The 26,302-nt window shown below is 61.8% G+C and carries 28 protein-coding genes and 7 pseudogenes; 24 read left to right on the forward strand and 11 right to left on the reverse strand.

The features are described 5' to 3' along the window. The first annotated feature begins 21 nt into the window (after positions 1–21). Genes L0Z65_RS17105 through L0Z65_RS17120 form a run of 4 tightly spaced genes read left to right on the forward strand, consistent with a single transcriptional unit; the run spans position 22 to position 2,771 of the window. Complete coding sequence (locus tag L0Z65_RS17105; protein ID WP_072503792.1) at positions 22–480, forward strand: RidA family protein; 459 nt, start codon at positions 22–24, stop codon at positions 478–480. Next, complete coding sequence (locus tag L0Z65_RS17110) at positions 477–1,250, forward strand: glycerophosphodiester phosphodiesterase family protein (protein WP_405109462.1); 774 nt, start codon at positions 477–479, stop codon at positions 1,248–1,250. Before L0Z65_RS17105 ends, L0Z65_RS17110 begins: the two co-directional genes overlap by 4 nt. A gap of 46 nt (positions 1,251–1,296) precedes the next feature. Continuing rightward, positions 1,297–2,484: a GNAT family N-acetyltransferase gene (locus L0Z65_RS17115; protein WP_405109465.1), complete on the forward strand. Its 1,188-nt coding sequence runs from the start codon at positions 1,297–1,299 to the stop codon at positions 2,482–2,484. Continuing rightward, positions 2,481–2,771 (forward strand): 4a-hydroxytetrahydrobiopterin dehydratase, encoded by a 291-nt coding sequence (locus tag L0Z65_RS17120; protein ID WP_040174427.1) that lies wholly within the window; start codon positions 2,481–2,483, stop codon positions 2,769–2,771. Before L0Z65_RS17115 ends, L0Z65_RS17120 begins: the two co-directional genes overlap by 4 nt. A 76-nt stretch (positions 2,772–2,847) precedes the next feature. Here L0Z65_RS17120 and L0Z65_RS17125 read toward each other — a convergent pair. Further along, positions 2,848–3,337: pseudogene (locus tag L0Z65_RS17125) on the reverse strand (peroxiredoxin). 123 nt (positions 3,338–3,460) lie between these two features. Here L0Z65_RS17125 and L0Z65_RS17130 point away from each other — a divergent pair. The 4 genes and pseudogenes from L0Z65_RS17130 to L0Z65_RS17145 all read left to right on the forward strand — a co-directional run bounded on the left by L0Z65_RS17130 (position 3,461) and on the right by L0Z65_RS17145 (position 6,428). Then, a pseudogene (locus L0Z65_RS17130) lies at positions 3,461–4,671 on the forward strand (NAD(P)/FAD-dependent oxidoreductase). Continuing rightward, positions 4,668–5,222, forward strand: coding sequence for a 16S rRNA (guanine(966)-N(2))-methyltransferase RsmD (gene rsmD, locus L0Z65_RS17135; RefSeq protein ID WP_405109468.1), 555 nt, complete (start codon positions 4,668–4,670; stop codon positions 5,220–5,222). The pseudogene L0Z65_RS17130 and the gene rsmD overlap by 4 nt, the downstream one beginning before the upstream one ends. 24 nt (positions 5,223–5,246) lie before the next feature. Continuing rightward, positions 5,247–5,915, forward strand: a complete 669-nt coding sequence (locus tag L0Z65_RS17140; RefSeq protein ID WP_405109471.1) for an HAD family hydrolase — start codon at positions 5,247–5,249, stop codon at positions 5,913–5,915. 186 nt (positions 5,916–6,101) lie between these two features. Continuing rightward, positions 6,102–6,428 (forward strand): hypothetical protein, encoded by a 327-nt coding sequence (locus tag L0Z65_RS17145; protein WP_040181163.1) that lies wholly within the window; start codon positions 6,102–6,104, stop codon positions 6,426–6,428. A gap of 85 nt (positions 6,429–6,513) precedes the next feature. Here L0Z65_RS17145 and map read toward each other — a convergent pair. Then, positions 6,514–7,324, reverse strand: a pseudogene (gene map / locus L0Z65_RS17150) (type I methionyl aminopeptidase). Positions 7,325–7,481: 157 nt separating this feature from the next. On the opposite strand from map, the pseudogene L0Z65_RS17155 reads away from it, so the two are divergent. Next, positions 7,482–8,401: pseudogene (locus L0Z65_RS17155) on the forward strand (mechanosensitive ion channel family protein). Positions 8,402–8,405: 4 nt separating this feature from the next. On the opposite strand, the gene sfsA reads toward L0Z65_RS17155, so the two are convergent. Beyond that, positions 8,406–9,104 (reverse strand): DNA/RNA nuclease SfsA, encoded by a 699-nt coding sequence (gene sfsA, locus L0Z65_RS17160; RefSeq protein ID WP_405109474.1) that lies wholly within the window; start codon positions 9,102–9,104, stop codon positions 8,406–8,408. A 50-nt stretch (positions 9,105–9,154) separates the two neighbouring features. On the opposite strand from sfsA, the gene L0Z65_RS17165 reads away from it, so the two are divergent. The 4 genes from L0Z65_RS17165 to L0Z65_RS17180 all read left to right on the forward strand — a co-directional run bounded on the left by L0Z65_RS17165 (position 9,155) and on the right by L0Z65_RS17180 (position 12,174). Next, positions 9,155–9,877, forward strand: coding sequence for a molybdopterin-binding protein (locus tag L0Z65_RS17165; RefSeq protein WP_040174416.1), 723 nt, complete (start codon positions 9,155–9,157; stop codon positions 9,875–9,877). Continuing rightward, positions 9,874–10,617 carry a GNAT family N-acetyltransferase gene (locus L0Z65_RS17170; protein WP_405109478.1) on the forward strand — a complete coding sequence of 248 codons (744 nt, stop codon included), beginning with the start codon at positions 9,874–9,876 and terminating at the stop codon, positions 10,615–10,617. Before L0Z65_RS17165 ends, L0Z65_RS17170 begins: the two co-directional genes overlap by 4 nt. A 3-nt stretch (positions 10,618–10,620) precedes the next feature. Further along, positions 10,621–11,196, forward strand: a complete 576-nt coding sequence (locus tag L0Z65_RS17175; protein ID WP_096872559.1) for a peroxidase-related enzyme — start codon at positions 10,621–10,623, stop codon at positions 11,194–11,196. Between the two features lie 75 nt (positions 11,197–11,271). Beyond that, positions 11,272–12,174: an OmpA family protein gene (locus tag L0Z65_RS17180; protein ID WP_405109481.1), complete on the forward strand. Its 903-nt coding sequence runs from the start codon at positions 11,272–11,274 to the stop codon at positions 12,172–12,174. An 87-nt stretch (positions 12,175–12,261) separates the two neighbouring features. On the opposite strand, the gene L0Z65_RS17185 is transcribed toward L0Z65_RS17180, so the two are convergent. Continuing rightward, positions 12,262–13,167: a LysR family transcriptional regulator gene (locus L0Z65_RS17185; RefSeq protein WP_014875799.1), complete on the reverse strand. Its 906-nt coding sequence runs from the start codon at positions 13,165–13,167 to the stop codon at positions 12,262–12,264. A gap of 197 nt (positions 13,168–13,364) precedes the next feature. On the opposite strand from L0Z65_RS17185, the gene L0Z65_RS17190 reads away from it, so the two are divergent. The 4 genes from L0Z65_RS17190 to L0Z65_RS17205 all read left to right on the forward strand — a co-directional run bounded on the left by L0Z65_RS17190 (position 13,365) and on the right by L0Z65_RS17205 (position 14,990). Next, the gene (locus L0Z65_RS17190; protein ID WP_405112610.1) at positions 13,365–13,820 is read left to right on the forward strand and encodes a DUF4399 domain-containing protein; all 456 of its coding nucleotides are present in this window, start codon (positions 13,365–13,367) and stop codon (positions 13,818–13,820) included. 98 nt (positions 13,821–13,918) lie between these two features. Further along, entirely contained in the window at positions 13,919–14,242 is a 324-nt protein-coding gene (locus L0Z65_RS17195; protein ID WP_102896308.1) for an NIPSNAP family protein, read from the forward strand. Further along, positions 14,239–14,595 (forward strand): antibiotic biosynthesis monooxygenase family protein, encoded by a 357-nt coding sequence (locus L0Z65_RS17200; protein ID WP_405109484.1) that lies wholly within the window; start codon positions 14,239–14,241, stop codon positions 14,593–14,595. The genes L0Z65_RS17195 and L0Z65_RS17200 overlap by 4 nt, the downstream gene beginning before the upstream one ends. Further along, positions 14,592–14,990, forward strand: coding sequence for a hypothetical protein (locus L0Z65_RS17205; RefSeq protein ID WP_405109487.1), 399 nt, complete (start codon positions 14,592–14,594; stop codon positions 14,988–14,990). The genes L0Z65_RS17200 and L0Z65_RS17205 overlap by 4 nt, the downstream gene beginning before the upstream one ends. Before the next feature lie 69 nt (positions 14,991–15,059). On the opposite strand, the gene L0Z65_RS17210 is transcribed toward L0Z65_RS17205, so the two are convergent. Together L0Z65_RS17210 and L0Z65_RS17215 are read right to left on the reverse strand one after the other, a co-directional pair. Then, complete coding sequence (locus L0Z65_RS17210) at positions 15,060–15,611, reverse strand: type 1 glutamine amidotransferase domain-containing protein (protein WP_096873203.1); 552 nt, start codon at positions 15,609–15,611, stop codon at positions 15,060–15,062. A gap of 152 nt (positions 15,612–15,763) precedes the next feature. Further along, positions 15,764–17,792: pseudogene (locus L0Z65_RS17215) on the reverse strand (FAD-dependent oxidoreductase). A 158-nt stretch (positions 17,793–17,950) separates the two neighbouring features. Between L0Z65_RS17215 and L0Z65_RS17220 the strand changes: the two are divergent. Together L0Z65_RS17220 and L0Z65_RS17225 are read left to right on the forward strand one after the other, a co-directional pair. Further along, entirely contained in the window at positions 17,951–18,433 is a 483-nt protein-coding gene (locus L0Z65_RS17220; protein ID WP_040174398.1) for an RNA pyrophosphohydrolase, read from the forward strand. A 39-nt stretch (positions 18,434–18,472) separates the two neighbouring features. After that, complete coding sequence (locus L0Z65_RS17225) at positions 18,473–18,976, forward strand: hypothetical protein (RefSeq protein ID WP_405109492.1); 504 nt, start codon at positions 18,473–18,475, stop codon at positions 18,974–18,976. Here the strand turns inward: L0Z65_RS17225 and L0Z65_RS17230 are convergent. Next, a complete protein-coding gene (locus L0Z65_RS17230; protein WP_405109495.1) occupies positions 18,973–19,866 on the reverse strand; it encodes an EamA family transporter in 894 nt (297 codons plus the stop codon). The genes L0Z65_RS17225 and L0Z65_RS17230 overlap by 4 nt on opposite strands. 81 nt (positions 19,867–19,947) lie before the next feature. Here L0Z65_RS17230 and L0Z65_RS17235 point away from each other — a divergent pair, with 81 nt between their 5' ends. Beyond that, complete coding sequence (locus L0Z65_RS17235) at positions 19,948–20,436, forward strand: MarR family winged helix-turn-helix transcriptional regulator (protein WP_040181242.1); 489 nt, start codon at positions 19,948–19,950, stop codon at positions 20,434–20,436. Positions 20,437–20,545: 109 nt separating this feature from the next. Here the strand turns inward: L0Z65_RS17235 and L0Z65_RS17240 are convergent, their stop codons facing one another. Further along, positions 20,546–21,535 carry an adenosine kinase gene (locus L0Z65_RS17240; protein ID WP_040174395.1) on the reverse strand — a complete coding sequence of 330 codons (990 nt, stop codon included), beginning with the start codon at positions 21,533–21,535 and terminating at the stop codon, positions 20,546–20,548. Beyond that, positions 21,532–22,178: pseudogene (nth, locus tag L0Z65_RS17245) on the reverse strand (endonuclease III). Before nth ends, L0Z65_RS17240 begins: the two are co-directional and overlap by 4 nt. A 177-nt stretch (positions 22,179–22,355) precedes the next feature. Between nth and L0Z65_RS17250 the strand changes: the two are divergent. Continuing rightward, positions 22,356–23,213: a methylated-DNA--[protein]-cysteine S-methyltransferase gene (locus L0Z65_RS17250; RefSeq protein WP_405109500.1), complete on the forward strand. Its 858-nt coding sequence runs from the start codon at positions 22,356–22,358 to the stop codon at positions 23,211–23,213. Here the strand turns inward: L0Z65_RS17250 and L0Z65_RS17255 are convergent. Further along, positions 23,168–23,452, reverse strand: coding sequence for a hypothetical protein (locus tag L0Z65_RS17255; protein ID WP_096872539.1), 285 nt, complete (start codon positions 23,450–23,452; stop codon positions 23,168–23,170). The two genes, L0Z65_RS17250 and L0Z65_RS17255, sit on opposite strands and share 46 nt — an antisense overlap. A 103-nt stretch (positions 23,453–23,555) precedes the next feature. On the opposite strand from L0Z65_RS17255, the gene L0Z65_RS17260 reads away from it, so the two are divergent. The 3 genes from L0Z65_RS17260 to L0Z65_RS17270 all read left to right on the forward strand — a co-directional run bounded on the left by L0Z65_RS17260 (position 23,556) and on the right by L0Z65_RS17270 (position 25,801). Next, on the forward strand, positions 23,556–24,263 hold the full coding sequence (locus tag L0Z65_RS17260) for a helix-turn-helix transcriptional regulator (protein ID WP_405109503.1): 708 nt from the start codon (positions 23,556–23,558) through the stop codon (positions 24,261–24,263). Between the two features lie 125 nt (positions 24,264–24,388). After that, on the forward strand, positions 24,389–25,048 hold the full coding sequence (locus L0Z65_RS17265) for an OmpA family protein (RefSeq protein WP_096872536.1): 660 nt from the start codon (positions 24,389–24,391) through the stop codon (positions 25,046–25,048). Between the two features lie 210 nt (positions 25,049–25,258). Beyond that, positions 25,259–25,801 carry an NADPH-dependent FMN reductase gene (locus tag L0Z65_RS17270; protein WP_096872534.1) on the forward strand — a complete coding sequence of 181 codons (543 nt, stop codon included), beginning with the start codon at positions 25,259–25,261 and terminating at the stop codon, positions 25,799–25,801. 74 nt (positions 25,802–25,875) lie between these two features. On the opposite strand, the pseudogene L0Z65_RS17275 reads toward L0Z65_RS17270, so the two are convergent. Beyond that, positions 25,876–26,294: pseudogene (locus tag L0Z65_RS17275) on the reverse strand (VOC family protein). Positions 26,295–26,302: the final 8 nt, after the last annotated feature.

Genomic DNA, 26,302 nt, shown 5'->3' on the forward strand with positions numbered 1-26,302 from the left:
CCGACGCAAAGGACCACATCCATGGATATCGAAGCCAAACTCAAAGATCTGGGCATTCAACTGCCAAGCGCACCGGCCCCCGCAGCCAACTATGTGCCCTATGTGGTGGTCGATAATATGGTCTATATCTCCGGTCAGATCTCTGCCGGGCCTGAGGGACTGATCACCGGCAAACTGGGTGCGGATATGGATGTAGCCGCCGGTCAGAAAGCCGCCCGCCAATGCGCCATCGCGCTGCTGGCGCAGCTGAAAGCTGCCTGTGACGGTGATCTGAACCGTCTGAAGCGCGTTGTGAAACTGGGTGCGTTTGTCAATTCTACCGACAGCTTCACTGACCAGCCGCAGGTGGTGAACGGGGCGTCTGACCTGATGGTTGAGGTGCTGGGCGATGCTGGTCGTCATGCCCGTGCCGCCGTCAGCGCGCCCTCGCTGCCGCTGGGTGTGGCAGTCGAAATCGACGGCGTGTTCCAGATCTCATGACCTCTGATCTGCCTGCCGCATTCCTGCGCCAGCCCATCACCCATCGCGCGCTGCACGACGTGCGCGATGGTCGCCCGGAGAACAGCCGCGCCGCCATTCTTGCGGCGATTGAAGCGGGCTATGGCATTGAAATGGACCTGCAACTGTCCTCCGACGGGCGCGCCATGGTGTTCCATGACTACAATCTGGAACGGCTGGCTGAGGGGGCTGGGCTGGTCGCGGATCACACCCGCGACCAGCTGCGCGCCATTCCTCTCAAGGGCGGTGATGGCGAATGCATCCCGGATCTGGCTGAGGTCCTCGACCTGGTTGATGGGCGCGTGCCGCTGTTGATTGAGCTGAAGGATCAGGACGGCAATATGGGGCCAAATATCGGCGCGCTGGAGGCCGATACTGCGGAACAGTTGAAAGACTATAAGGGCGAGGTCGCGCTGATGTCTTTCAATCCGCATTCCGTGGTCGAACTGGCGCGCTTGGCGCCTGCTCGGCCGCGCGGTCTTACCACCAGTAGCTACAGGGTTGAGCATTGGCCCGAGCTGACGGCGGAGGTCTGCGACCATCTGCGCGCAATCCCGGATTTTGACCGCTCCGGCTCCTGTTTCATCAGCCATGAGGTGGCCGATCTCGCCAGCCCGCACGTCGCGGAACTGCGCGCCCAGGGTGTGCCGGTGCTGTGCTGGACCGTCACCTCCGTCGCGATGGAAAAGGAGGCGCGCAAAATCGCGCATAATGTCACCTTTGAACGCTATCTTTCTGATATCCCGGCTTGATCCCATCCGCGGCGGACCCAGATACTGTCTGTCGCGGAGGAACTGAATGGAACAGGCGCAGATTGAAATCGAAGTGCTAGGCGCGTTGTCGCAGCTATCGGCCGAGGAATGGGACGCCTGCGCCTGTCCTGAGGCCGCTGACGGCGGTGCCCCACGAGATCCCTTCACCACGCACCGGTTTTTGAGCGCGCTGGAGGACAGCGGCTCTGTCGGGCGCGGGACCGGCTGGCAGCCGCAGTACCTGACCGCGCGCCGCGACGGCGAGCTGATCGCCTGCGCGCCGATGTATGCCAAATCCCACAGTCAGGGCGAATATATCTTCGACCACAACTGGGCCCATGCCTATGAACAGGCAGGCGGGCGCTATTACCCCAAGCTGCAGATCGCAGCGCCTTTTACCCCGGCCACAGGGCGGCGTTTTCTGGTAAAGCCGGAATTCGAAGGTCTGGGCCAGTCCGCACTGGTGCAGGGGGCTGTACAACTGGCCGCGGACAACCGCGTCTCCTCCCTGCATGTGACCTTCTGCACCGAGGATGAGGCGCAGATGGGTGCCGAAATGGGGCTGATGGCCCGTGTCACGCAACAGTTTCACTGGCTGAATGACGGCTACCGCAGTTTTGACGATTTCCTTGGCGCACTCTCATCACGCAAGCGCAAGACCATCCGCAAGGAACGCGCGCAGGCGCAGGGCTTTGGCGGTGAGATCCGCGCCTATCACGGCAGCGATCAGCGCCCCGAACATTGGGATGCCTTCTGGACTTTCTATCAGGACACAGGCGCGCGCAAATGGGGCTCGCCCTATCTCAGTCGCGCCTTCTTCGACATCGCGCATGACACCATGGCGGACGACATGGTGCTGATTCTTGCCGAACGTGACGGGATGCCGGTTGCGGGTGCGTTGAATTTCCTAGGCCGTGACACGCTTTACGGGCGCTACTGGGGGTGCCGCGAACACCACCCCTGCCTGCATTTCGAACTGTGTTACTATCAGGCCATCGATCAGGCGATTGCCCGCGGGCTGGACCGGGTCGAGGCGGGCGCGCAGGGGGAACACAAGCTGGCGCGTGGCTATCTGCCGACGCAAACGCATAGTCTGCATTGGGTGGGCGATCCGGGATTTGCCGATGCCATTGCCCGCTATCTGGAGGCCGAACGCGGCGCCATCGAAGAAGAAATCGAGATCCTGACGGACTACGGTCCGTTCCGCAAACCCCATGTGGAGGAGCAACAATGACCGAGAAACTCTCAGACGCCACGCGCGGCCCGCTGCTGGATCCGCTGTTCAGCGCCGGTTGGCAGGTGGTCGACGGCCGCGATGCCATCACCAAGACCTATAAATTCGACAGTTTTGTCGATGCTTTCGGCTGGATGACCCGCGCCGCAATCTGGGCCGAAAAATGGGATCACCACCCGGAATGGAGCAACGTCTACAACTCCGTTACCGTGACCCTGACCACCCATGATGTCGGCGGCATCAGCGCGCTGGATGCAAAACTCGCCCGCAAGATGGAGAGCCTTTAGCGGCCACCACCCGACAGATATGAATAGACAAAGGCGCGGCTTGGATCCGCGCCTTTGTTTGTTTGATCCTTGCGGATCAGCCGATGGAGTCCAGCAGCGCCTCGCCCGCAGACAGTTCACATTGGCCGGGATTGTCTTCGGCGTTCATGACTTCAACCTTGCCATCGCGCGCCAGCATCGCATAGCGCAGCGACCGCCCGATCAGACCCGCCGCAGGTGCATCCAGCCGCATCCCGATCGCATCGGTAAACCCGCATTCGGCGTCCGACAGCATGGTGATACCGGCAGCACCGGCACCCGTGGCCTCCGACCATGCTTGCATCACAAAGGGATCATTGCTAAGCGATGCAGATGATTTCATCCACGCCTTTGGCAGCCAACGCGTCCTTATTGCGGATGAAGCTGGGCACATGGGCCGAATGGCAGGTCGGGGTGAACGCGCCCGGCACCGCAAAAATGGCAACCGTGCGCCCCTTGGTCAGCTCCGCCATGCTCACCTGTTCAGGGCCCTCCGCCCCCATGCGGGTCAGTGTCGCCTCAGGCAGGGTTTCTCCAACGGAAATCATGATCTGTTCCTCTCCCGTGATTGTGTTTTATATCCCCACACATATAGGGTCGGGCAGCTGGCATGCCAGAGGCGTGTGACAACCAGCAGCCGCAGACCGGGACAGCAGAAAGAGAGGGGAACCATGACCCATTTCGTCGTGATCGGGGCAGGGCAGGCCGGGGCTTCGCTGGTGGCTCAGCTGCGCAAGAAGGGCTTTGACGGGAAAATCACCCTGATCGGCAGCGAACCGGTCGTGCCCTATCAGCGTCCCCCCTCTCCAAGGCCTATCTGCTAGGCGAGATGGAGCTGGAGCGGCTCTATCTGCGCCCTGAAAGCTTCTACGCCGATAGCAATATCACCCTCAAGCTGGGCCGACAGGTGCAGGCCATTGACCCAGCGGAGAAGACCGTGACCCTCGCGGATGAGGTGCTGCACTACGACCAGCTGGCGCTCACCACTGGGTCCAGTCCGCGCCGTCTGCCTGCCGCTATTGGTGGTGATCTGAACGGCGTTTACGTGCTGCGCGATCTGGCAGATGTGGACGCCATGGCGCCCGTGGTCAAAGACGGCGCGCGCACGCTGATCGTGGGCGGCGGGTACATCGGGCTAGAGGCCGCCGCCGTCTGTGCCAAACGCGGGGTCTCCGTCACGCTGGTGGAAATGGCCGACCGCATCCTGCAACGGGTCGCAGCCCCTGAAACCTCGGACTATTTCCGCAGCCTGCACACAGGCCATGGTGTCGATATTCGCGAAGGCATCGGACTGGAGCGGCTGGAGGGCGAGGGTGGGGCCGTCAGCCGCGCCGTGCTCAGCGATGGCTCAACGGTTGAGGTGGATTTCGTCATTGTCGGCGTTGGCATCACCCCCGCATGCGAACTGGCAGAGGCGGCGGGCCTGGCGCTGGAGAACGGCATCAAGGTGGATGAGCAGGGACGCACTTCTGATCCCGCGATCTGGGCCGCCGGGGATTGCGCCTCCTTCCCCTATCGCGGCAGCCATATCCGGCTCGAAAGCGTGCCCAACGCCATTGATCAGGCAGAGGTCGCTGCCCGCAATATGCTCGGCGCGGGGGAGACCTATGTGGCGAAGCCCTGGTTCTGGTCCGATCAATATGACGTCAAACTGCAAATCGCGGGCCTCAACACCGGCTACGACAATGTCGTCTCCCGCGCGGGACAGGATGGCACCATGTCCTTCTGGTATTACACCGGCGATCAACTGGTGGCGGTGGATGCAATGAATGATCCCCGCGCTTATATGGTCGCCAAACGCCTGATTGAGGCGGGACGCACCGCCGACAAAACCGTGGTGGCTGACCCTGAGGCGGATCTGAAACCGCTGCTGCGCGCATGAGGATCATCGCCGGAGATTTCCGAGGCCGCGCGCTCACCAGCGTGGGCAAGGGGGATGCAGGCGCCCATCTGCGCCCCACCACCGACCGGGTGCGCGAAAGCCTGTTCAACGTGCTGAGCCATCTGGTCGATTTCGATGGGCTGCGGGTGCTGGATCTGTTTGCGGGCACCGGTGCCTTGGGGCTAGAGGCGCTGTCGCGCGGCGCGGCGGATGCGGTGTTTGTCGATGATGGCCGGGTTTCGCAGGGGCTGATCACTAAGAACATCGACCTGCTGCGCATCAAAGACCGCGCACGGCTCATCCGCCGCGATGCAACCCGCCTGCCGGTCAATGATGGCGCGCCCTGTGATGTGATCTTCCTCGATCCACCTTATGGTAAATCGCTGGGGCAGAAGGCGCTGATCGCCGCGACCAAAGGCGGTTGGCTGGCTGAGGATGCGCTGGTGATCTGGGAAGAAAGCAGCCCCATGCAAGCCCCCGCAGGATTTACCCTGCACGACAGCCGCAAATACGGCGACACGCACATCACCCTCCTGTGGCGCGAGAGCTGAACACCAGAACAGAGGATACATTTCATGCCGATCACATATCCGACGCCGAAACTGGTGATTTTCGACTGTGATGGCGTTTTGGTCGACAGCGAAACGCTCAGCAATCAGGTGCTGGTCGACAACCTCACACGCCACGGACTTCAGCTGTCACTTGCGGAATGTATGGATCTCTTTGTCGGTGGCACCATGGCAGATGTGCGCACCAAGGCCATCGCCCGTGGCGCTGACCTGCCCCAAGATTGGATCGCTGAGATCTATGAGGAAACCTACACCCGTCTGCGGCAGGGGGTCGATCTGGTGCCGGGGGTGTCTGATCTTTTGGCGCTGTTGCAGGCGCAAGGCATCGCCTTTTGCGTGGCCTCCAATGGCAGCGAGGAAAAGATGCGCATCACCCTTGGCCAGAACGGCCTCTGGGATCTGTTTCATCCCCACGCCATGTTCTCCGCTCATACGCTCAAGACCGGCAAACCGGACCCTGATCTGTTCCTTGCCGCCGCCTGCCATTTCGATGTGCAGGCCCGCGACTGCCTGGTGATCGAGGACAGCGAAAACGGCGCCATCGCCGCCGCCCGCGCCGGCATGCGCTGCCTCGGCTTTGATCCCCACGGCACGGGCCACCGCCTGACACCGCATAACGCCGAGCATATTACCACCATGACAGACGTCCCACGTCTGATCGGCCTGCGTCCCTAACGGTACTCTCAGGTAGAGTGCGACATTTTCACAGCAATCTATGCGTTTTGCTTGGCGGAACTCCCCGCAGTCCGACCGCAGGATTTACACGCACCCATGTTCGCCATATTCGGCCTGGGAAACGGACGATCAATCGGCCCGTTCGGCATCTCAATTCAGATGCTCAGAATTGAAGTAGGACACAATATGAAATTCAATCTCCGCATCGGCCTGGCCCTCGCCAGCGCCTTGGCCCTGTCGGCCTGCGTATCGCCCGATGTTGTCACCAAAACGCAGGTGGGTGATGCCAAGCTGACCTGCACCGAAATCGCGGTGCAGCTGAACCAGCTGGAAGAGATCCGCAAAGAAGCCAAGAAGGGCAAGAGCATGTCCGGCGAGAATATCGCAGCCGCGCTGTTGTTCTGGCCCGCGGTGATCGGCAACCATTCTAACGCCAAGCAGGCGCTTGAAGCCGCGAACGAGCGTCACGAGGTTCTGGTGGCCCTGGCAGAGCGCAAACGCTGCAAGCTCTGATACCGGTACGGGTCAATCTGTATCGCTGAACGACAAAGGGGCGCGCCAGATGGTCCGCCCCTTTTTTTAGTGGAGTGATACGGTCTCAGCCGTAGGTCGGGTGGAACTTCCCGCTGGGGGAGAGGGTAAAGATCTCAGCGCCATCTGCCGTCACCCCGACCGAATGTTCAAACTGCGCAGACAGCGATTTGTCGCGGGTCACGGCGGTCCATTCATCGGCCAGAATCTTGGTTTCCGGGCGGCCCAGGTTCACCATCGGCTCAATGGTGAAGAACATGCCTTCCTCCAGCACCGGACCGGAGCCCGCGCGGCCATAGTGCAGCACGTTTGGCGGCGCGTGGAACACCTGACCCAGACCGTGGCCGCAGAAATCCCGCACCACGCTCATGCGCTGCGCTTCGACGTAGGACTGGATGGCGTGGCCGATATCACCGAATGTGTTGCCGGGTTTCACCGCCTCGATCCCCTTCATCAGGGAGTCATGCGTCACCTGGATCAGCCGTTCGGTTTTGCGCGACAGTTTGCTTAGCCACATACATCCGGCTGGTATCGCCAAACCAGCCGTCAACAATCACGGTGACGTCGATATTCAGGATGTCGCCATCCTTCAGCTTTTTCTCACCGGGGATCCCATGGCAGACCACGTGATTGACGCTGATGCAGCTGGCGTGCTGATAGCCTTTGTAGCCGATGGTCGCTGAGGTCGCGCCTGCGTCCTCCACCATCTGGGTGATCAGCCGGTCCAACTCACCGGTGGTCTGACCGGGCACGACATGGGCGGCAATATCGTCAAGGATCCGGGCCGCCAGCGCCCCGGCCGCGTGCATTCCGGCGAAATCGCCGGGCTCATAAATGCGAATGCCGTCTTTTGTGGTGCGGCCGTCTTTCGATCTCATCAGATGAGGCTCCATCGGGTGTCTTTGACATAGCTATGTAAGCGGTTCGCGCCCAAAGGGCCAGAGCTGGCACACCCCCGTGTCGGGAACTTTTTACCGGTGGCATGCGTTCCCCTCCCTGACGAATTGCAACCGCACCACGGAGGGAGGCGCACATATGGACAGTCTGAATGCCCTGATGCAGACCGAAATCTACAACGGCAAATCGCTGGCTGATCTGGTCACGCTGGAGTTTCTGGCCCAGGCCATGGGCAGCGTGCTTGCCGCCATCGTGATCCTGCTGGCCGGGTTTATCGTTGCCAGCTGGGTCAAACGCCGCATCGTGCAGATCGGTGACAGCCACGCCAGCCTCGATGTGACCCTGTTCCACTTCCTCGGCAATCTGGCACGCTATGTGATCCTCGCCTTTGCGCTATTGTTTGTGCTCAACACCTTCGGGGTTGAGACCACCTCTATTATTGCCGCCATCGGTGCTGCTAAGCCTCGCTATTGGTCTGGCAATGCAGGGCGCGCTGTCTAATGTCGCGGCTAGGCATCATGCTGATCCTGTTCCGCCCGTTCAAGCTGGGCGATTTCATTGAGGTGAATGACGAAATGGGCACGGTGAAGGAAATCACCCTGAACAACACCGTGATCGCCAGCCTCTCCAACCTGAAGGTGATCATCCCCAACTCAGAGGTTTGGGGCAACACGATCACCAACTATTCCGAATTCGACACCCGCCGGGCCGAGTGGAGTTTTGGTGTGGGTTACGGTGCCAATCTTGCCACCGCCGAGCAGGTGATCCGCGACACCATCATGTCCGACAGCCGCTCTCATGCAGAGCCGGAGCCGTTCATCCAGGTCAATAACCTGAACAGCAGTTCGGTTGATTTTCTGGTCCGCGTCTGGGTCGATGCGGCAGAGTATTTCCAGTATCAGGCCGACATGAAACGCAAGGTGAAAGAGGCGCTTGATGAGGCCGGGATTGATATTCCGTTCCCAACCCGTACGCTGGTTCAGGCGGCCCCCGATGCGTCGCAGGACGTCGCGGACACATCTAACGCCCACGCCGACGAGCGCAGCGCCGCCGCCTGAGGGATCAGCCCGCGATCGTACCTGCGATCTCAACGCCTTGCGGGCTGATGCGGGTGCCGATCACCAGACGTTCCACACCTGCCGCCGCCGCCGCATCCCAGGCGGCGGCATAGGTCGGGTCGATGTCGCGGGCAATCTCAAAGCGATCACAATCCTCGCGCTGCACCAGATATAGCAGCACCGCGCGGTGTCCGGCGCGGCACATATCCGCCAGATTTCCCAGATGTTTGGCGCCGCGCGCGGTCACACTGTCGGGAAACTCTGCCAAACCGGGCTGCCGGGATAGGGTCACACTTTTCACTTCAACATAGCAATCAGGCAGGCCGGGCTGGCTCAGTAGGAAATCAATGCGGCTCTTCTCGGCGTATTTCACCTCGGCCCGGGCCGTTCCGTATTGCGCCAGGGCCGGAATCTCGCCTGCCTCCAGCGCCGATTTCAGCGCGCGGTTTGGCACAGATGTATCCACGCCGACCAGAGCGCCGCCCGCAACCTCAACCAGCCGCCAGCCGTATTTCAGCTTTTTCTTGGGGTCGTCATTGGGCTCCAGCCAGACCGGACTGCCCGGCTCGGCCAGTCCCAACATCGATCCGGGGTTGGCACAATGGGCGGTTACTTCGCGCCCATCTGGCAACTGGCAGTCCGCCAGAAACCTTTTGTAGCGTCGGATCAGCACGGCGGGCAGGAGAGGGGTTTGAAAGCGCATGTGACTGGGCCTATACCTGCGCTATCATTGGATCAAGAGGAGGAGCGCAGATGGCAAACCCAACCGCCGCAATGCTGGTGATCGGAGACGAGATTCTGTCCGGGCGCACCCGTGATGCCAATATGTATTACCTCGCCGGTGAGCTGACAAAACACGGCATCGACCTGCAGGAGGTGCGGGTGATCAGCGACAACGAGCCCGCGATCATCGCGGCTGTGACGGCGCTGTCTGATAGCTATGATCATGTCTTCACCAGCGGCGGCATCGGCCCCACCCATGATGACATCACCGCTGATTGCATCAGCAAGGCCTTTGGTGCCCATCTGGACGTACGCGACGATGCCCGTGCGCTGCTGCAGGCCCATTACGACAAATCCGGGCAGGAGCTGAACGCCGCCCGCCTGCGGATGGCACGGATCCCCGATGGCGCGACGCTGATCGAAAACCCGGTCTCCACAGCCCCCGGTTTCACCCTGCGCAATGTGCATGTGATGGCCGGTGTGCCCAGCGTGTTTCAGGCCATGGTCGCCTCGGTGCTGCCCACGCTCACCGGCGGCGCGCCGCTGTTGTCGCAGACGCTGCGGGTGCAGCGGGGCGAGGGCGATATCGCCCCCATCCTGACCGCCATTGCCGAGGCCTATGATGACCTCTCCATCGGCTGTTACCCGTTCCAACAAAACGGTGCCTTTGGCGCCAATGTGGTGGTGCGGGGCGCTGATGGCGCGCGGGTGGATGCGGCGATCACAGCGCTGGCGCGGGATCTTGATCTTTGACCACTGCTCACACTCTGACCGACCCCAAGTATTACGACGTCACCGACCACACATGGCCCGCCGCTGAAATGCGGCAGCTTGGCCCGGTAACCCTGCGCCGGGGCGCTGGCGGTGGCAGCCGCGTGTCAGCGGCCACTGTCACCACAGGTCACGCCAGCGAGGCGGAGATCACCGCCGCCGAACAGGCCATGGGCGATATGGGACAGTATCCTCTGTTCATGATCCGCGATGGTCAGGACGCCCTTGATGCGCAGCTCGCCGCGCGGGGTTATTTGATCAAGGATCCAGTGGTGCTTTGGACGTGCTCGGTTCAGCAGCTCTGCACGGTGGAGATCCCGCCCGTGACAGCCTTCTGCGTCTGGGAGCCGCTGGCGATCCAGCATGAAATCTGGGCCGAGGGGGGCATCGGCCCCGAGCGCTTTGCAGTGATGCAACGGGCTCAGGGCGCAAAAACCTCGCTGCTGGGCCGGTGTGACGATTCTCCGGGGGGCACCGGCTTTGTGGCGATCCACGACAGCATCGCCATGGTCCACGCGCTGGAAATCCTGTCTCATCAACGCCGCAAGGGTATGGGTGTTTGGCTGATGCACCGCGCTGCGCAGTGGGCCGCCGATCAGGGCGCACGCGAATTGGCGGTTCTCTGCACCGAGGCCAATGCTGGCGCAAACGGTCTATATGCCTCACTTGGCATGCAGCGCGCCGGGCGTTACCACTATCGCCACAACCCAGAGGGAGTGTAACCCATGACACGCGACACCAACGCACCCACCGCGCTTGACCTGCCGATGGTGGACCCGCTTCCGCCCGAGACGCAGAAATACTTCGACATCTGCCAGGAGAAGCTGGGCATGGTGCCCAACGTGTTGCGTGCCAATGCGTTCGACATCGACAAGCTCAACGCCTTTACCGGGATGTATAACGACCTGATGCTGGCGGACAGCGGGTTGTCGAAGCTGGAACGCGAGATGATCGCGGTGGTGGTCTCCGCCATCAATAGCTGTTTCTATTGCCTAACGGCCCATGGGGCGGCAGTGCGCCAGCTGTCAGACGATCCAAAGCTCGGCGAGATGCTGGTGATGAACTACCGCGTCGCCCCGCTGGAGCCGCGCCAGCGTGCGATGCTGGATTTTGCCGTAAAGGTGACCAAAGCCAGTGCCGAGATCGAGGAGACCGACCGTCAAACCTTGCGCGACCATGGGTTCAGCGATCGCGACATCTGGGACATCGCCAATGTGACCGGTTTTTTCAACATGTCCAACCGGGTTGCCAGCGCCACCGGCATGGTGCCCAACGACGCCTATCACGCGCAGCACCGGTGATCCGTCGCGCCGTTCTGACCAGCCGCTGGCTGGTGCCTGTTCTGGCGGGTCTGTTTTGCGCAGGCCTGCCGTTGGGTGTCGCCGCACAGGGGATCAATCTGCCCAGCCGGCGCGCGCCAGCTGGCCGAGCGTGCCACCGCCCTTGGCAGCTACGCAGTGCCGTTGGGCCCGGCCAGCGACGACGGTGTGCCCGAACGCCAGGTCGAGGGGCAGATCCTGCGCCGCAGCTGGCGTGTGTCCGGCGATTCCACAGTGTTGCAGATACTGGCACCGCTCCGCGCACAGTTGGTCGCGGCCGGGTATGAGCTGCTCTATCAATGCCCCGCGCGCAGCTGCGGCGGCTTTGATTTCCGCTTCGATATTGAGGTGATCCCCGCCCCGGACATGACCGTCGATGTCAGCAACTACAGCTTTGTCTCGGCGGAACATCCCGATGGGCGCATCGTTACGCTCTTGGTCTCGCGCTCCGGCAACGCCACCTTTGTGCAGGTGATCGAGGTCACGCTTGAAGGGGACAGCGCGCCGGTCCTCACTGATGGCACCAGCCCGGCAGACGGCGGCTCCGACGCAGCCCCGACTGCTGCGCTGCCACTCATTGGCGCGGCAGAGCTGATCACCGGGTTGCGCCGCAATGGGCGGGCCGTGCTGGCGGATTTGGAGTTCGAAACCGGCGCCGTGACACTGGGGGCCAAACCCTATGATAGCCTTACGGCTCTCGCAGAGTTCCTGATTCAGAACCCGGATTTCGATGTGCTCTTGGTGGGTCATACCGATACGGTAGGGTCGCTGACGCAGAATATTGCGATTTCTGAACGCCGCGCCGATGCGGTTCGTCGCCGCCTGCTAGCCGATAGCGCCGTTGATCGTGCACGGGTCGCGGTGGCAGGCGCGGGTTTTATGGCGCCGCTGACCACCAACCTCACCCCAGAGGGGCGCGAGGCCAATCGCCGGGTTGAGGTGGTGCTGATCAGACGCTGATGTGGTGCGGTCCCGCTCGGCCTGTCGGACAGATACAGAAAACCCGGCACAACGGCCGGGTCTTGTCCAATCCCAAAGAGGCGCGCCTCACCAGGTGATGCCATCCTTGTCGGCAAAGGCATTGGCGAGGAAGTCGATAAAGGCCCGCACCTTGGGTTGGGTGAAGCGGCCAGGAGGGTAGACCGCATAGATGCCTTGGGTTTCCATCGGCAGTGAGGGCATGACGTCCTCGACCAGCCCTTCGGCCATGGCATCTGAATAAAGGTAGCTGGGCAGATAGGCGATCCCCAGACCGGAGATTGCCGCATTCAGCAACGATTGTCCGTCATTGACCGATAGCCAGCCGGAGGTCCGCACCTGCCGCTTTTCGCCGGACGGCGCGGTGATCTTCCACATGCTGCCGCTGGATTGGTTGGAATAATGCAGCAGCTTGTGCATGTTCAGATCGTCGATCTTCTGAGGGCGGCCGAATTTCTCCAGATAGGCAGGAGAGGCGATCATCCGTTTGGTGGTTTCCGTCAGTTTGCGCGCCCGCAGGGAGCTGTCTTCCAGCTCACCGATGCGCAGGGCCATGTCGAACCCTTCAGAGATCAGCTCCACATAGCGGTTGTTCAGCACCATATTGACCGTGATATCGGGGAAGTCGCGCAGGAAATCCGACAACACGGGCGACAGGTGGTTGACGCCAAAATCCGTCGCAACAGAGATCCGCAACAGTCCCGAAGGCGCAGATTGCATCGAGGTCACCAGTGCATCCGCCTCTCCGGCATCATTCAGCACCCGGCGCGCCCGGTCGTAATAGGCGAGGCCGATTTCTGTGGGGGACACCCGCCGCGTGGTCCGGTTCAACAGCCGCGCGCCAAGACGGGCCTCGAGGCTGGACACATGTTTGGACACCGCCGATTTGGAGATCCCCATTTTCTTGGCCGCATCGGTGAATCCGCCCTGATCCACCACATTGGCAAAGGCCTCCATTTCGGTCAGTCGATCCATAGCACTCGCGTCCTTATCCATCCGTGTTCCCCTATTTTTCGCGGTGAAATCGGGCAAGAACGGGGCAGGGATGGGATAATTGCGAGGTTATTCACCCATAGTTTACCAGCTGGAAACACCTGCCCGCGCGACGGAAGATCGAAAACCCGCCCGCTTCCCCTATGTTGAAAGAGGTTATGTCAATGGGAGGACATCTTATGAATGCGATGATCAGATCCACACTGGCGGCTGTGGTGGCCTGTGCCTTGCTCGTCTCTGCGGCCCTTGCGGGTGGCGAAACCCCGGCGCCGGAGGGGGCCGAGGTCTATTTCGTGACCCCAAAGGATGGTGAGGTGGTGTCTGCACCGGTAACCGTGGTCTTTGGCTTGCGCGGCATGGGGGTGGCACCGGCCGGGACTGAAAAAGAAAACACCGGCCATCACCACCTGCTGATTGACCGCCCGCCACTGGGGGAGGGCGAAGACGGTGCGGATGAACTATCCTACGGCCTGCCATCGGATGAAAACCACATTCATTTTGGTGGCGGCCAGACCGAAACCACGCTGGATCTGGCACCGGGTGAGCATACGCTGCAGCTGGTGATGGGCGACTACGGTCACGTCCCACATTCGACACCCATCGTCTCAGAAGTGATCACCATCAAGGTCGAGTAGGCCTGTAAGGCAGGTGGGACACTTCGGTGCAGGGCGAAGCATTCCCCAAATCCTACCTGCTAGATCGGGGGCGTATTTTCCAAGAAGGGACGCCCCTGATGCTTACCTGTGTCATCCGCTATCATATTGACCCTACCAAACGAGACGATTTCGCCACCTATGCCCGCAACTGGGGGCAGGCGATCCCGCGCTGCGGCGCCAATCTGATCGGGTATTATGCCCCGCACGAAGGCTCATCAACGCTGGCTTATGGCATCTATGATGTGGCAAACCTTGCCGAATACGAAGCCTACCGCGCGCGGCTGGCGGCGGATCCGCTGGGGCGCGAGAACTATGCCTTTGCTCAGGAACGCCGCTTTATCCTGCGTGAGGACCGCACCTGGCTGAAAAAAGTCTCTGACCCGGAAGGATCCACAGGATGATTGCCGTTATCTTCGAGGTTGAAATCAAGGACGGGGCAAAGGACCGTTATCTGGATATCGCTGCCGATCTGAAACCCCTGCTGCAGGAGGTTGAGGGGTTTATCTCGGTCGAACGGTTCCAGAGCCTCACCACACCGGGCAAACTTCTGTCGCTCTCCTTCTGGGAAAACGAGGATGCGGTCGCCAACTGGCGCTGCCTCAGCGCCCACCGCGCCGGGCAGACGGAGGGGCGGGAGGCCGTATTCAGCGACTACCGTCTGCGGGTGGCAGGCGTGTTGCGCGACTATGGTATGACCAACCGCGATGAGGCCCCCGCCGATGCCCGCGCCGTCCATGATCCTGTTGCCACGTGAAACACCAGCTGCGCAAATTATGCCGCTGGGACTATGCGGTGATCGGCATGGTCCTCGTCACCTCACTCGTGGACATGGCAGGTGCGCAAGAGGGCGGCGCGGCGATCCTGTCGCCCCGTGACGGGGACATCGTCTCCTCTCCCGTGACAGTTGAACTCCAACTGCCGGAAGAGGGCGCATATCACCTCTATATTGATGGCGCTGCTTTCAGTCCCGAGACATTGCCGATCGGCGGAGTCCGTCTGACGTTGGATATGCCAACCGGGATCCACCAGATTGATCTGCGCCGCGGAGGCACCGCCTCCAGAGATCATGCCATCACCGTACTTGTTGATCGGGTCACTTTGCCGGACGACAAAAACTGCCTCAGCTGTGGTGGTCTGCGCCGCCCCTGATCGGTACGGCAAAGACCCCGGTTCCGTACCGGGGCCTTTGTAGAGGTAGACGTTTGGTCAGTCGTCGGATCAGCGCGCGTGTTGGCCTTCTTCGATTTCCTCGACAATCTTGCTGACGAAGGCCTTCAGATCATCGGGGTTACGGCTGGTCACGATGCCTGCGTCGGCCACCACTTCGTGGTCCTGCCAATTGGCCCCGGCGTTGATCATATCGGTTTTGATAGACTGGAACGACGTCATGGCGCGGCCCTTGACGACCCCAGCCTCGATCAGGAGCCAGGGCGCATGGCAGATCGCGGCGATGACTTTGCCGCTCTCGTGAAATGCCCTGATGGTCTCAATCGCTTTGTCCTCGATCCGCAAGACATCCGGGTTGATCTGGCCGCCGGGCAGAACCAGCGCGTCATAGTCCTCAACCCGCACAGCCTCCAGCGCCAGATCGGCTTCGGCCTCGCGGCCCCAATCGTCGCCCTCCCAGCCCTTGATCGGCTTGCCATCCAGACTGGCAACCGCGACTTCGGCGCCTTTGACCCGCAGCTGATCGCGGGGAAATTCCAGTTCGGACTGTTCAAAACCATCGGTGGCAATCATCAGGATTTTGGCGTCGCTGATACGGGGCATGGGAAACTCCTGTCTGTCGTCAACACTTGACGCCGCAAAGGCGGCGCCGTTCACGAAGAAAACGCGAAGGGGGTGCGCAGGGTTCCAGACAGAAACCCCCACCCCGCAGGCACGGGGAGGGGGGAGATCATCGTTTCACTATTTCGCAGGGGTCAGAGGCTGGCGGCCAGCCGTGTGCCCTGATTGATGGCCCGTTTGGCGTCCAGTTCGGCGGCCAGATCCGCCCCGCCGATCACATGGCAGGCGGTGCCCTGTGCCTCCAGCGTGTCGGCAAGGGAGCGTTCCGACAGCTGGCCCGAGCACAGCACCACGGTGTCCGCCGCAATCACAGTCGGGTTTTCGCGCGCCTCGCCAAAGCTGACATGCAGCCCGTCATCATCAATCCGTTCATAGTTCACGCCGCCGACGAAATTCACGTCCTTCATCTTCAGCGTGGCGCGGTGGATCCAGCCGGTGGTCTTGCCCAGCCGTTTGCCGTGACGCTCCGCCTTGCGCTGCAACAGAGTCACCTCACGCGCGGGCGCCTCAGGCTGCGGGCCTTCCGGGGACAGACCGGCACGGTGCTCGGCAGGGTCGGCAACACCCCATTCCTTCATCCACAGCGGCAGGTTCTCGGTCGCGCTGTCGCCTGCGTGCAGCAGGAATTCCGACACGTCAAAGCCGATGCCACCGGCGCCGATCACCGCAACCCGCTTGCCGACCTCGGCCTTGTGGCGCAGCACGTCGATGTAATCGACCACGTTGTCACGATCCTGACCGGGAATCTGCGGATCGCGCGGCACGACGCCGGTGGCAATCACCACCTCGTCAAACCCCTTGAGATCGCCCGCAGACACCTCGCGGTTCAGTTCCAGCGTGACATCGCTGTCCGCCAGCATGGTGCGATACCAATCCACCAAGCCCCAGAACTCTTCCTTGCCCGGCACCTGTTTGGCCATATTCAACTGACCGCCAATCTCGCTTGCGCGGTCAAACAGCGTCACCTTATGGCCGCGCTCCGCCGCCGCCAGCGCCGTCGACAGCCCCGCCGGACCCGCGCCGACAATGGCAACAGTCTTGGTCGTTTCGGCAGGCGTCAGCACCAGCTCGGTCTCGTGACAGGCGCGCGGGTTCACAAGGCAGGAGGTCAGCTTGCCGCTAAATGTATGGTCAAGACAGGCCTGATTGCAGGCAATACACGGCGCGATTTGATCGGCCTTGCCCTCGGCGGCCTTGGCCACAAAATCCGCATCCGCCAGCATCGGTCGCGCCATCGACACCATATCGGCGCAGCCGTCGGTCAGCACCTGCTCGGCGACCTCCGGCGTGTTGATCCGGTTTGAGGTAATCACCGGAATGCCGACCTTGCCCATCAGCTTCTTCGTGACCCAGGCAAAGGCCGCACGGGGAACCGAGGTGGCAATTGTCGGGATCCGTGCCTCATGCCAGCCGATCCCAGTGTTGAGGATGGTCGCCCCGGCTTTCTCGACCTCCTGCGCCAGCTGAACCACCTCATCGTAGGTGGAGCCATTGGGCACCAGATCAATCATCGACAGGCGGTAGATGATGATGAAATCCGTTCCCACCGCCTCGCGGGTGCGGCGCACCACCTCGATCGGCAGGCGCATCCGGTTCTCATAGGAGCCACCCCAGCGGTCTTCGCGCTTATTCGTATGGGTGACCAGGAACTGGTTGAGGAAATACCCCTCACTGCCCATGATCTCAACGCCATCATAACCCGCCTGCTGCGCCAGTACGGCGGCGTTGACGATATCTGCGATCTGCTTCTCGATGCCGTCTTCGTCCAGCTCATTGGGCGGGAAGGGCGAGATTGGTGATTTCACCGGGCTGGGCGCGACACATTTGGGTCCATAGGAATAGCGCCCCGCATGCAGGATCTGCATGGCGATCTTGCCGCGCAGCCTCATGCACGCGATTGGTGACTATGCTGTGGTTCTCCACATCCTGATCGCTGGTCATCATCGCCGCCCCCGGCAGAACCGAACCTTCGAGGTTGGGACCAATGCCTCCCGTCACCATCAGCGCCACGCCACCGCGCGCCCGGTCCGCATAGAACTCCGCCACCCGGTTCCAGTCCTTGGTTTCCTCAAGCCCGGTGTGCATGGATCCCATCAGCACGCGGTTTTTCAACGTGGTAAAGCCGAGATCCAGCGGCGCCAACATTTTCGGGTACGCAGTCATGACACTCTCCCTGGTAGTTCTCTGATACGTCTTAATATCTTGGTTTGCGCGAAAATGGCCCAGCCATAAAGGGATTGTCACTTCGGACGCGGCGTCACCCTCTTGCACGACGCTGGGGCATGGGTGCACAAGGGGGCATCCAACCGAGGAGAGCCTTGATGACGCCCGAAGAAATCGCCGCCTTGCCCTATCGGCCTAATGTGGGCGTGATGCTGCTGAATGCAGCGGGGGAGGTTTGGGTCGGGCAGCGCATGGACCGTCACAAGGACGCCTGGCAGATGCCACAGGGCGGCATTGACGCAGGCGAAGATCCCCGGCGCGCTGCCCTGCGTGAGCTGGAGGAAGAGACCGGTGTCACGCCTGATCTGATTGAGATTATCGCCGAAAGCGACGGCTGGCTGCCCTATGATCTGCCCGTCGATGTGGTGCCGCAGTTCTGGGGCGGGAAATATCGTGGCCAGGAGCAGAAATGGTATCTGATGCGCTTTCTCGGGCGCGATGATCAGGTCAATATCGCCACTGATCACCCGGAATTCTCCGCCTGGTGCTGGCAACCGGTGGATCAGCTGGTGAGCAAGATCGTGCCATTCAAACGCGAGGTCTACGAACGGGTTATTCAGGAGTTTCAGGACCATCTATGATGGTTCGGACCTAACTTGCGTCTGACAAAGGACAGCCTGATGCCACCTCTTCGCACGTTTTTTCTGCCCGTCGCCGTCCTGTCTGCGCTGGCCAGCCCTGCATCCGCCCTCAGCTGTCTGCCCTGGGGGCCGTCGGACGCCTATCTTGAGGCCGCGAAATCCGACAAGAGCTATGTCGTTGTCGAGGGCGTGCTCAGCTTTGACGAGGGCGCGTTGCCCAAGGCCCCGCAGGACAATCCCAATGCCGCCCCGCCGCGCAGCCTGATTCCGTCGCGGATTGAGGGCAAGCTGATGACCGCAGAAGGGTTTTCGAAACCCGTTGATCTGGGCATCACATTGGAAATCCTCTGCTTTGGCCCGTGGTGCGCGGGGGCCGCTGACGGGGTGGAGTATCTGGCGTTTCTGGAACAGCGCGACGGTGCCTATGTGCTGCGGATGGATCCCTGCGGCGGCTTTGGCTTTGGCGGCACTGACGGCGCCGCCCGAGATGAGGTGCTGGCCTGCCACGCGGGCAAATCCTGCACCCCCTGGTCCGAACGTTAACCCGCAGCCGGTTTGGCGGGCTGGGCGTCGGCCACCCGCCGTCTGCGCCAGCGCAAACCGCTTTGCCCAAGCCACAGGCTGAACAGCGCAAGGCCCGCGCCAATCGCCTGTTTCGCCGTTAGCACCTCGCCAAGGATTACCCAGCCCAGCACGACAGCTGACAGCGGGCTGAGCACCCCGAGAAGCGATACCACCGATGGCTCCAGCCGGGCGATGCCGCGAAACCACAACACATAGGTTGCAGCGCCACCGATCAGGCTCATGTACGCCAACCCCAACAGGTTTTCGGCGCTCAGCTGCGGCACGGCGGGCAGGGACCACAGCGTCACCGGGATCAGCAACAGCCCGCCTGCCGTCAACTGCCACGCGGTGAAGGTCAGTAGCGACACAGGCGGCTGCCATTTGCGGCTCAGCACCACGCCAGCCGCCATCGCAATGGCCCCGGCGAGCCCCGCAAAGACACCGATCCCGTCTAGCTGTGCACTCGGCGTCAGGACCAGCAGCGCCACGCCAAGGATGCTCAGGCCCGCCGCCAGAACCGCCGCCATCCGCACCGGTGTCTTCAGCATCAAAGCCGACAGAAACACCACCACCAGCGGCTGTACAGCGCCCAGCGTCGCGGCCACCCCGCCGGGCAGTCGGTAGGCGGCGACAAACAGCAGGCTCCAGAAGATCGAGAAGTTCAGCGCCCCCAGTACCAAGAGCCGTGGCACCCAGTTCAGTGGCGGCAATTGCCGCACCATCAGCATCAGCAAAAGCCCCGCAGGCAAGGCCCGCAACAGGGCGACCAGCAGCGGCGACTGGCCCGGCAGCAGGCTGGTGGTGACAATATAGCTGCTGCCCCAGATCACGGGCGCCAGCGCGGTAAGGATCAGATCGCGGCTCTGCATGGCAGTCTCCTTTTGATTTCTCGACATCAAGATATAATGGTTTTTCTTGACGTCAAGATATCATCCGATAAAACACGAGCCATGGACCATGTAGATTTTGTGACCCAGCAATGGGAGCGGGAACGCCCCGACCTTGATGTATCGGCGATGGCCGTGATCGGGCGGGTTGGACGATTGGCGCAGGCCTATCAAAAGGAAATGCAGAAAACCTGGGCGCGTTATGATCTGAACGGCGCCAAATTCGATGTGCTGGCCACCCTGCGTCGCGCTGGGGCACCGTATCGCCTGTCGCCGGGGGATCTGTTGCAGGCCACAATGGTGGCCTCGGGCACCATGACCAACCGCATCGATCGGCTGGTGGATGCCGGGCTGGTCGCGCGCAGCGTCAACCCCGAGGACAGTCGCGGTTTTCTGATTGAGCTGACCCCGGAGGGGCTGCGCCTGATCAATGAGGTGGTAGAGGCGCATGTCGCCACACAGGCGCGCCTGCTTGATGGTCTTGGTGCGGAAGAGCAGAAGGTTTTGACCGAGCTGCTGTCAAAGGCGCTGACCTCCGCCGACAACGCCTGATCCCGGTCAGCCCACGATCGGGGACAGCCAAAGTTTTGCCCGATGAAAAAAGCCGCCCCCGATCACTCCGGGGCGGCCTTGCTATCAGGTCTGCGGGAGAGTTCCCGGTTCAGATCAGCCCTTCGCGGCGCAGCACCTGGCTCATCACCGCCTTGGGGCGGGGGCCGATATGGCTGATCACCTCAGCCGCGCAGACATTGCCGATCTTGGCGCAGGTCTCGATATCCAGCCCCTTGGCCATGCCAAACAGGAACCCGGCTGCAAACTGATCGCCAGCCCCCGTGGCATCCACCGGTACCACCCGTTCGACCGGGACTGAGACGCGCGTGTCGCCCTCAACCACGGTGACCCCATCGCCGGAGCGGGTGCAGACCACCAGCGGGCAGATGGCAGCGGTCTTGGCCAGCGCCTCTTCCAGATCGTCGGTTTCAAACAGGGATTTGATCTCGGCCTCATTGCCGATCACGAAATCCAGATCGTTTTCGATCAGCGACAGGAAATCGGCACGGTGGCGTTCCACACAGAAGGGATCGGAAATCGCGATGCCGCATTTGCCGCCACCCTCGCGGCAGTCCCGCGCCGCTTCCATGAAGGCGGTCTTGCCCTTGTCCTTGTCGAACAGATAGCCCTCAAGGAACATCAGCTGGGCCTTGCCCGACACCACGTCCGGCACATCTGACGACGACAGCTCGGAGGAGATGCCCAGATAGGTGTTCATCGACCGCTCACCATCGCCGGAGACAAAGATCATCGAGCGCGAGGTGGGCAGCTCACCACCCTCAACCGGCGGGTTCACAAAATCGACGCCATCATCGGCCATCGCCTGCGCGTAAAACCGCCCCAGCGCGTCGTCATGGACCCGGCCGATAAACGCCGCCTCAAGCCCGAGGGCACCAGCCCCTGCAATGGTGTTCGCAACCGAGCCGCCGGGCGTCTGTACCCGTTCCTGCATCGCTGCATAAAGCACCTCGCCGCGATCGCGTTCGATCAGCTGCATGATGCCCTTTTCAATGCCCATATGCTCCAGAAAGCTGTCGTCGCATTGGCTGATCACGTCCACAACGGCATTGCCGATCCCGACGAGCTGGTAGGTTTTCATAGAGTTTTATCCTCAAACTGGCAGAGATCGCGGATGATGCAGGTGGGGCACATCGGTTTGCGAGCTTTGCAATGGTAGCGTCCGTGCAGGATCAGCCAATGATGGGCATGGAGCTGAAAATCTGCCGGAATATTGTCTTCGATGGCGCGTTCGACTGCATCGACATCCTTGCCTGGTGCGATGCTCGGCGCGGTTGCCAACGCGAAAGATATGGGTGTCCACCGCCTGTGCGGGCTGGCGCCACCACATGTTCAGAACCACATTCGCGGTCTTGCGCCCGACGCCGGGCAGCGATTGCAATGCTGCGCGGGAATTGGGCACCACACCGCCGTAATCCTCGACCAGAATGCGCGACATCTTGATCACGTTCTTGGCCTTCTGACGGTATAGGCCAATGGTCTTGATGTGTTCGGTCAGCCCCTCTTCACCCAGATCCAGCATTTTCTGCGGGGTATCTGCGATCTGAAACAGCGCGCGGGTTGCTTTGTTGACGCCAAGCATCCGTAGCCTGTGCGGACAGCGCCACCGCCACCACCAATGTGTAGACGTTGACATGCTCCAGTTCCCCTTTGGGTTCTGGATCCGCTGCCTGAAACCGCGTGAAGATCTCACGCAGGGTGTGATAATCGAGTTGCTTTGCCATCGCGGTCCTTAATGCCGCGCAGGTCCCGTCGGCGCAAACAGAAAAGCCGCGCTAGGTGAGCGAAGCGTTACCCTGTGGTTGCTGACCCATAGTCGGCTGTTCGCGCAAGATCCGGGTCGCGCAGCCGGGGTGTGACCCTATACTGAGGGGCAGGAACACAGGTCGGGAGGGGTCCCCATGAACATGCAGGCACGCGAACAGAGCTATCACTACGGTGTCATGCGCCGCGCGATTGAGCTGATTGACGAGGGCGGCGAGGCTTTGACCCTGGCCGAACTGGCCGCCGCCATGGATATGAGCCCGGCGCATTTTCAACGCCTGTTCTCGGCCTGGGTCGGCGTCTCCCCCAAGCGCTACCAGCAGTATCTGCGCCTTGGCCACGCCAAGGCCCTGTTGCAGGAGCATTTCACCACGCTGGAGGCGGCGCATGCGGTTGGTCTTTCCGGCAGTGGCCGTCTGCATGATCTGTTCCTGCGCTGGGAGGCGATGAGCCCCGGTGAATACGCCCGCAAGGGGGCTAGCCTGCGCATCCTCTGGGGCTGGTTTGACAGCCCGTTCGGACTGGTCCTGGTGATGGGCACGGAGAAGGGCATCTGTGGTATGGGCTTTGCCGCAGAAACCGGGGCGGAGCCGACCATGGCCGATATGCGCAGCCGCTGGCCCGATGCCGATTTTGTCGAGGATCCGATGGCCCTGCGCGCGATGGTGGAGGCGATCTTTGATCAGCGGGGCGAGGCCGCGCTGCATATGATTGGCGCGCCCTTGCAGATCAAGGTCTGGGAGGCGCTGTTGCGCATCCCCTCGGGGCAGGTCACCACCTATTCCGAGATTGCCCACGCCATCGGCGCGCCCCGTGCGGTACGCGCCGTCGGCACGGCGGTGGGGCGCAACCCGGTCAGCTGGCTGATCCCCTGCCACCGCGCGCTGCGCAAATCCGGCGCCCTTGGTGGCTATCACTGGGGCCTGCCGGTCAAACGCGCGATGCTGGCCTATGAGGCGGCGCGCGACGAGGGACAGCAGGACGGCGCGGCCTGACCCGCACCCGTCGCGCCCTGATCCGCGCGCCGCGCAAACAGGCGCCGCAGCAGTCCGGGGCGTTTGGCGGTCGACACCGGTTCTGCCTCCGCGCGCGCTGCGGCTTTGGCGGCTTCCTCAGCCGCCCCCCGGATCTGTGCGGCGTCTCGCTCCAATTCGTGAGATTTGGGAAACCGGCGCTGTGCCTCCCATTTGTCCTTGCCCAGCGTGATCAGAACAATCCAGTCATAGGTCAACATGGTGTCTCTCCTTCTGTCTGAAACGAGAAAACCACAACGCTGCTGACACGCTTTGTCAGCGGGGCGTGCTAAGATGTCAGCAGCCTGTCAGTGGAGAAAACCCATGGAACGCACCGGTCGCCTGTTCGAAGTCATCCAGATCCTGCGCGCCGCCAGCGCCCCGATCCGGGCGGAGGATCTGGCGGAGAAGCTTGAGGTCTCCAAGCGGACCGTCTACCGCGATATCGCCGCACTTCAAGGCATGCGCACCCCGATCGAGGGGGAGGCAGGCATCGGATATATGCTGCGCAAGGGCTATGACCTGCCGCCGCTCAACTTTGACGATGAAGAGCTGGAGGCGCTTTATGTGGGGCTGTCGATGCTGATCCGCACCGGGGATGGCGCCCTGCAGGAGGCCGCCATAAGGGTCTGCCGCAAGGTGATGGAATGCCGTTCACCGGGGGATCGGCTGCAAGTGGCCCCCTGGGGTGGCGCGCCGCCGGATGACCCCGAACTCGGCTGCGTCTCCAAGGGGCTTCTGCGTCAGGCCGTCCGCGAAAGCCGCAAACTGCGGCTCACCTATCTTGGCCCGGACAGTGGTGAGACCCAGCGGCTCCTGCGCCCGCTGGCGCTGATCTACAATGTCGAAACCACATTGTTGGCCGCCTGGTGCGAGTTGCGGGGAGGATTTCGTCACTTTCGCACCGACCGGATGCTCTGCGCCGATCTGCTTGAGGACAGCTTTGCTGACGAGGCAGATCTGCTGCGCAAACTCTGGATGGAACAGGAGGGCGGGGTCAGCGGCGATGAGGACCAGATCCCTTCAATCTAAAGCGGAAACTGGGCAGGTTTTCGCCGAGGCAAAAGAGCGTTACCTTGTGATGGCAGCGCCGCAGCACGATATTCTACCGGATGCACGGGCGCTGCCCGGATTGAGCAAGCAAAAGGCAGATTTTGATGATGCAGATGAAACTTACCACCGCCGCCATTGTGGCCGCTGGCCTTGGCCTGACCGCCTGTACCGATCCCGCAACCATCGGAACCCCTGGCAGCAAAACCCAGAACGGCGCGTTGATTGGCGGCCTGATCGGGGCGGGCGTTGGCGCCGCGGCCAATGATTCCGACCGGGGTCTGGGGGCTGTCACTGGTGCGCTGGTCGGGGCTGCAGCTGGCAGCGTGATCGGCAACCAGCTGGACGCACAGGAACGGGAGCTGCGCCAGTCGATCTCCAACGACGGTATTTCCATCGTCAACACTGGCGACCGCCTGATCGTGTCGCTGCCCAATGATTTGACCTTCGCCACCGACAGCGCGGCGATTTCGCCTGCGGTACGCTCTGACCTGAACAAAGTGGCCAGCAGCCTGGTGCGCTATCCCAACAGCCAGGTGCAGGTGATCGGTCACACCGACAGTGATGGCGACGCGGGCTATAACCAAGGCCTGTCCGAGCGCCGCGCCAATGCAGTCGCCGATCAGATCCAGGCCGGCGGTGTGCCCTACAACCGCGTGCAGATCATTGGCCGCGGTGAGAGCCAGCCGGTGGCCTCCAACCTCACTGCCGAGGGCAAGGCCCGCAACCGCCGCGTCGAAATCGTGGTGATCCCGCAGGGCGCCTGATCCCCAAATCGGCGTAATAGCTGCGACACTCATGAAAGACCGCGCTGAAGGGTGCGGTCTTTTTTGTGCGAAAATGTGCAGGTTTGGCGCTAATATGTGCGCATTGTGAACTTGTGCACATGAGTTGCGCAGGGTTTGGGCTTTTCTTGCGGCTGAAGCGGAATAGGTTGGGACCAGACAGACATTGCCAACCGAAAGAGGCCTCCTTCCATGTCCGACCCTAAAATTCTCACCATCTCCGGCTCGCTGCGCGCTGGGGCCACCAATCGCAAACTGCTCGCCGAAGCGGTGCGCCTGTTTGGCCCTGCCGAGGTCAGCGAGGCCGATCTCAACCTGCCGCTGTATGACGGCGATGATGAACAGGCGCGTGGCATTCCTGCAGCGGTTCAAACACTTGCCGATCAAATCGGGGCGGCGGATGCAGTGATTATCTCCACTCCGGAATACAATGGCGCGCCATCAGGTGTGTTGAAAAACGCCCTCGATTGGGTCAGCCGCACCAGCAACAAGCCCTGGCAAGACAAGCCCGTCGCCATCATGTCCGCCGCTGCGGGTCGTGCCGGCGGTGAGAAATCCCAGATGCTGCTGCGCACATTTCTCGTGCCGTTTCAGCCCCGCGTCCTGACTGCGCCGCAGGTACATCTGGCGGCATCGCATTCGGAATTCGACGAAGGCGGTCGGCTGCTCAGCGATCTCTACACCGAAACGCTTGAGGCGCTGATGACCGCGCTGCGGGCCGAAATCGCGCGCTAAGTCAGACAAAGACCCAGCAGACCCGGTGCGAGCTGATCGCTCCGGGTTTTTGCGGCCTGATGCGAGGTGCCGGGCTAGCCGTCGCGGCTCGGCTCATCCGGGTTACTGGAGAAAAGTGCAATCTTGTTGCCCTGCGGGTCACGCAGATATCCCACGTAGAACCCCGCACTATAAGCCGCGCGAAATCCCGGCGCGCCCTCATCCGTTCCCCCTGCCGCCACTGCAGCGGCATGCAGGGCACGCACCTGCGCCTGAGTGCCTAGCCTGAAAGGCCACCATTACCCCATTGCCCGCCGCAGCAGGCGCGCCGTCAAACGGGTGTTTGACATAGACATCCGGCGCGGTCGGAACCTCTCCCTCCGCCACCGGCAGGGCAAAGCTGAGGCCGTCGGACCCTTCGCTGAAATCATAGCCAAGTGCTCGGCAGGAACGCGGTGTAGAACGCCCGGGCGCGGGTTATGTCATTGGTGCCGATGGTGATATAGGCGATCATCTCTCTGC

The organism is Phaeobacter sp. BS52 (assembly GCF_045040595.1).
Classification (GTDB): domain Bacteria; phylum Pseudomonadota; class Alphaproteobacteria; order Rhodobacterales; family Rhodobacteraceae; genus Phaeobacter; species Phaeobacter piscinae.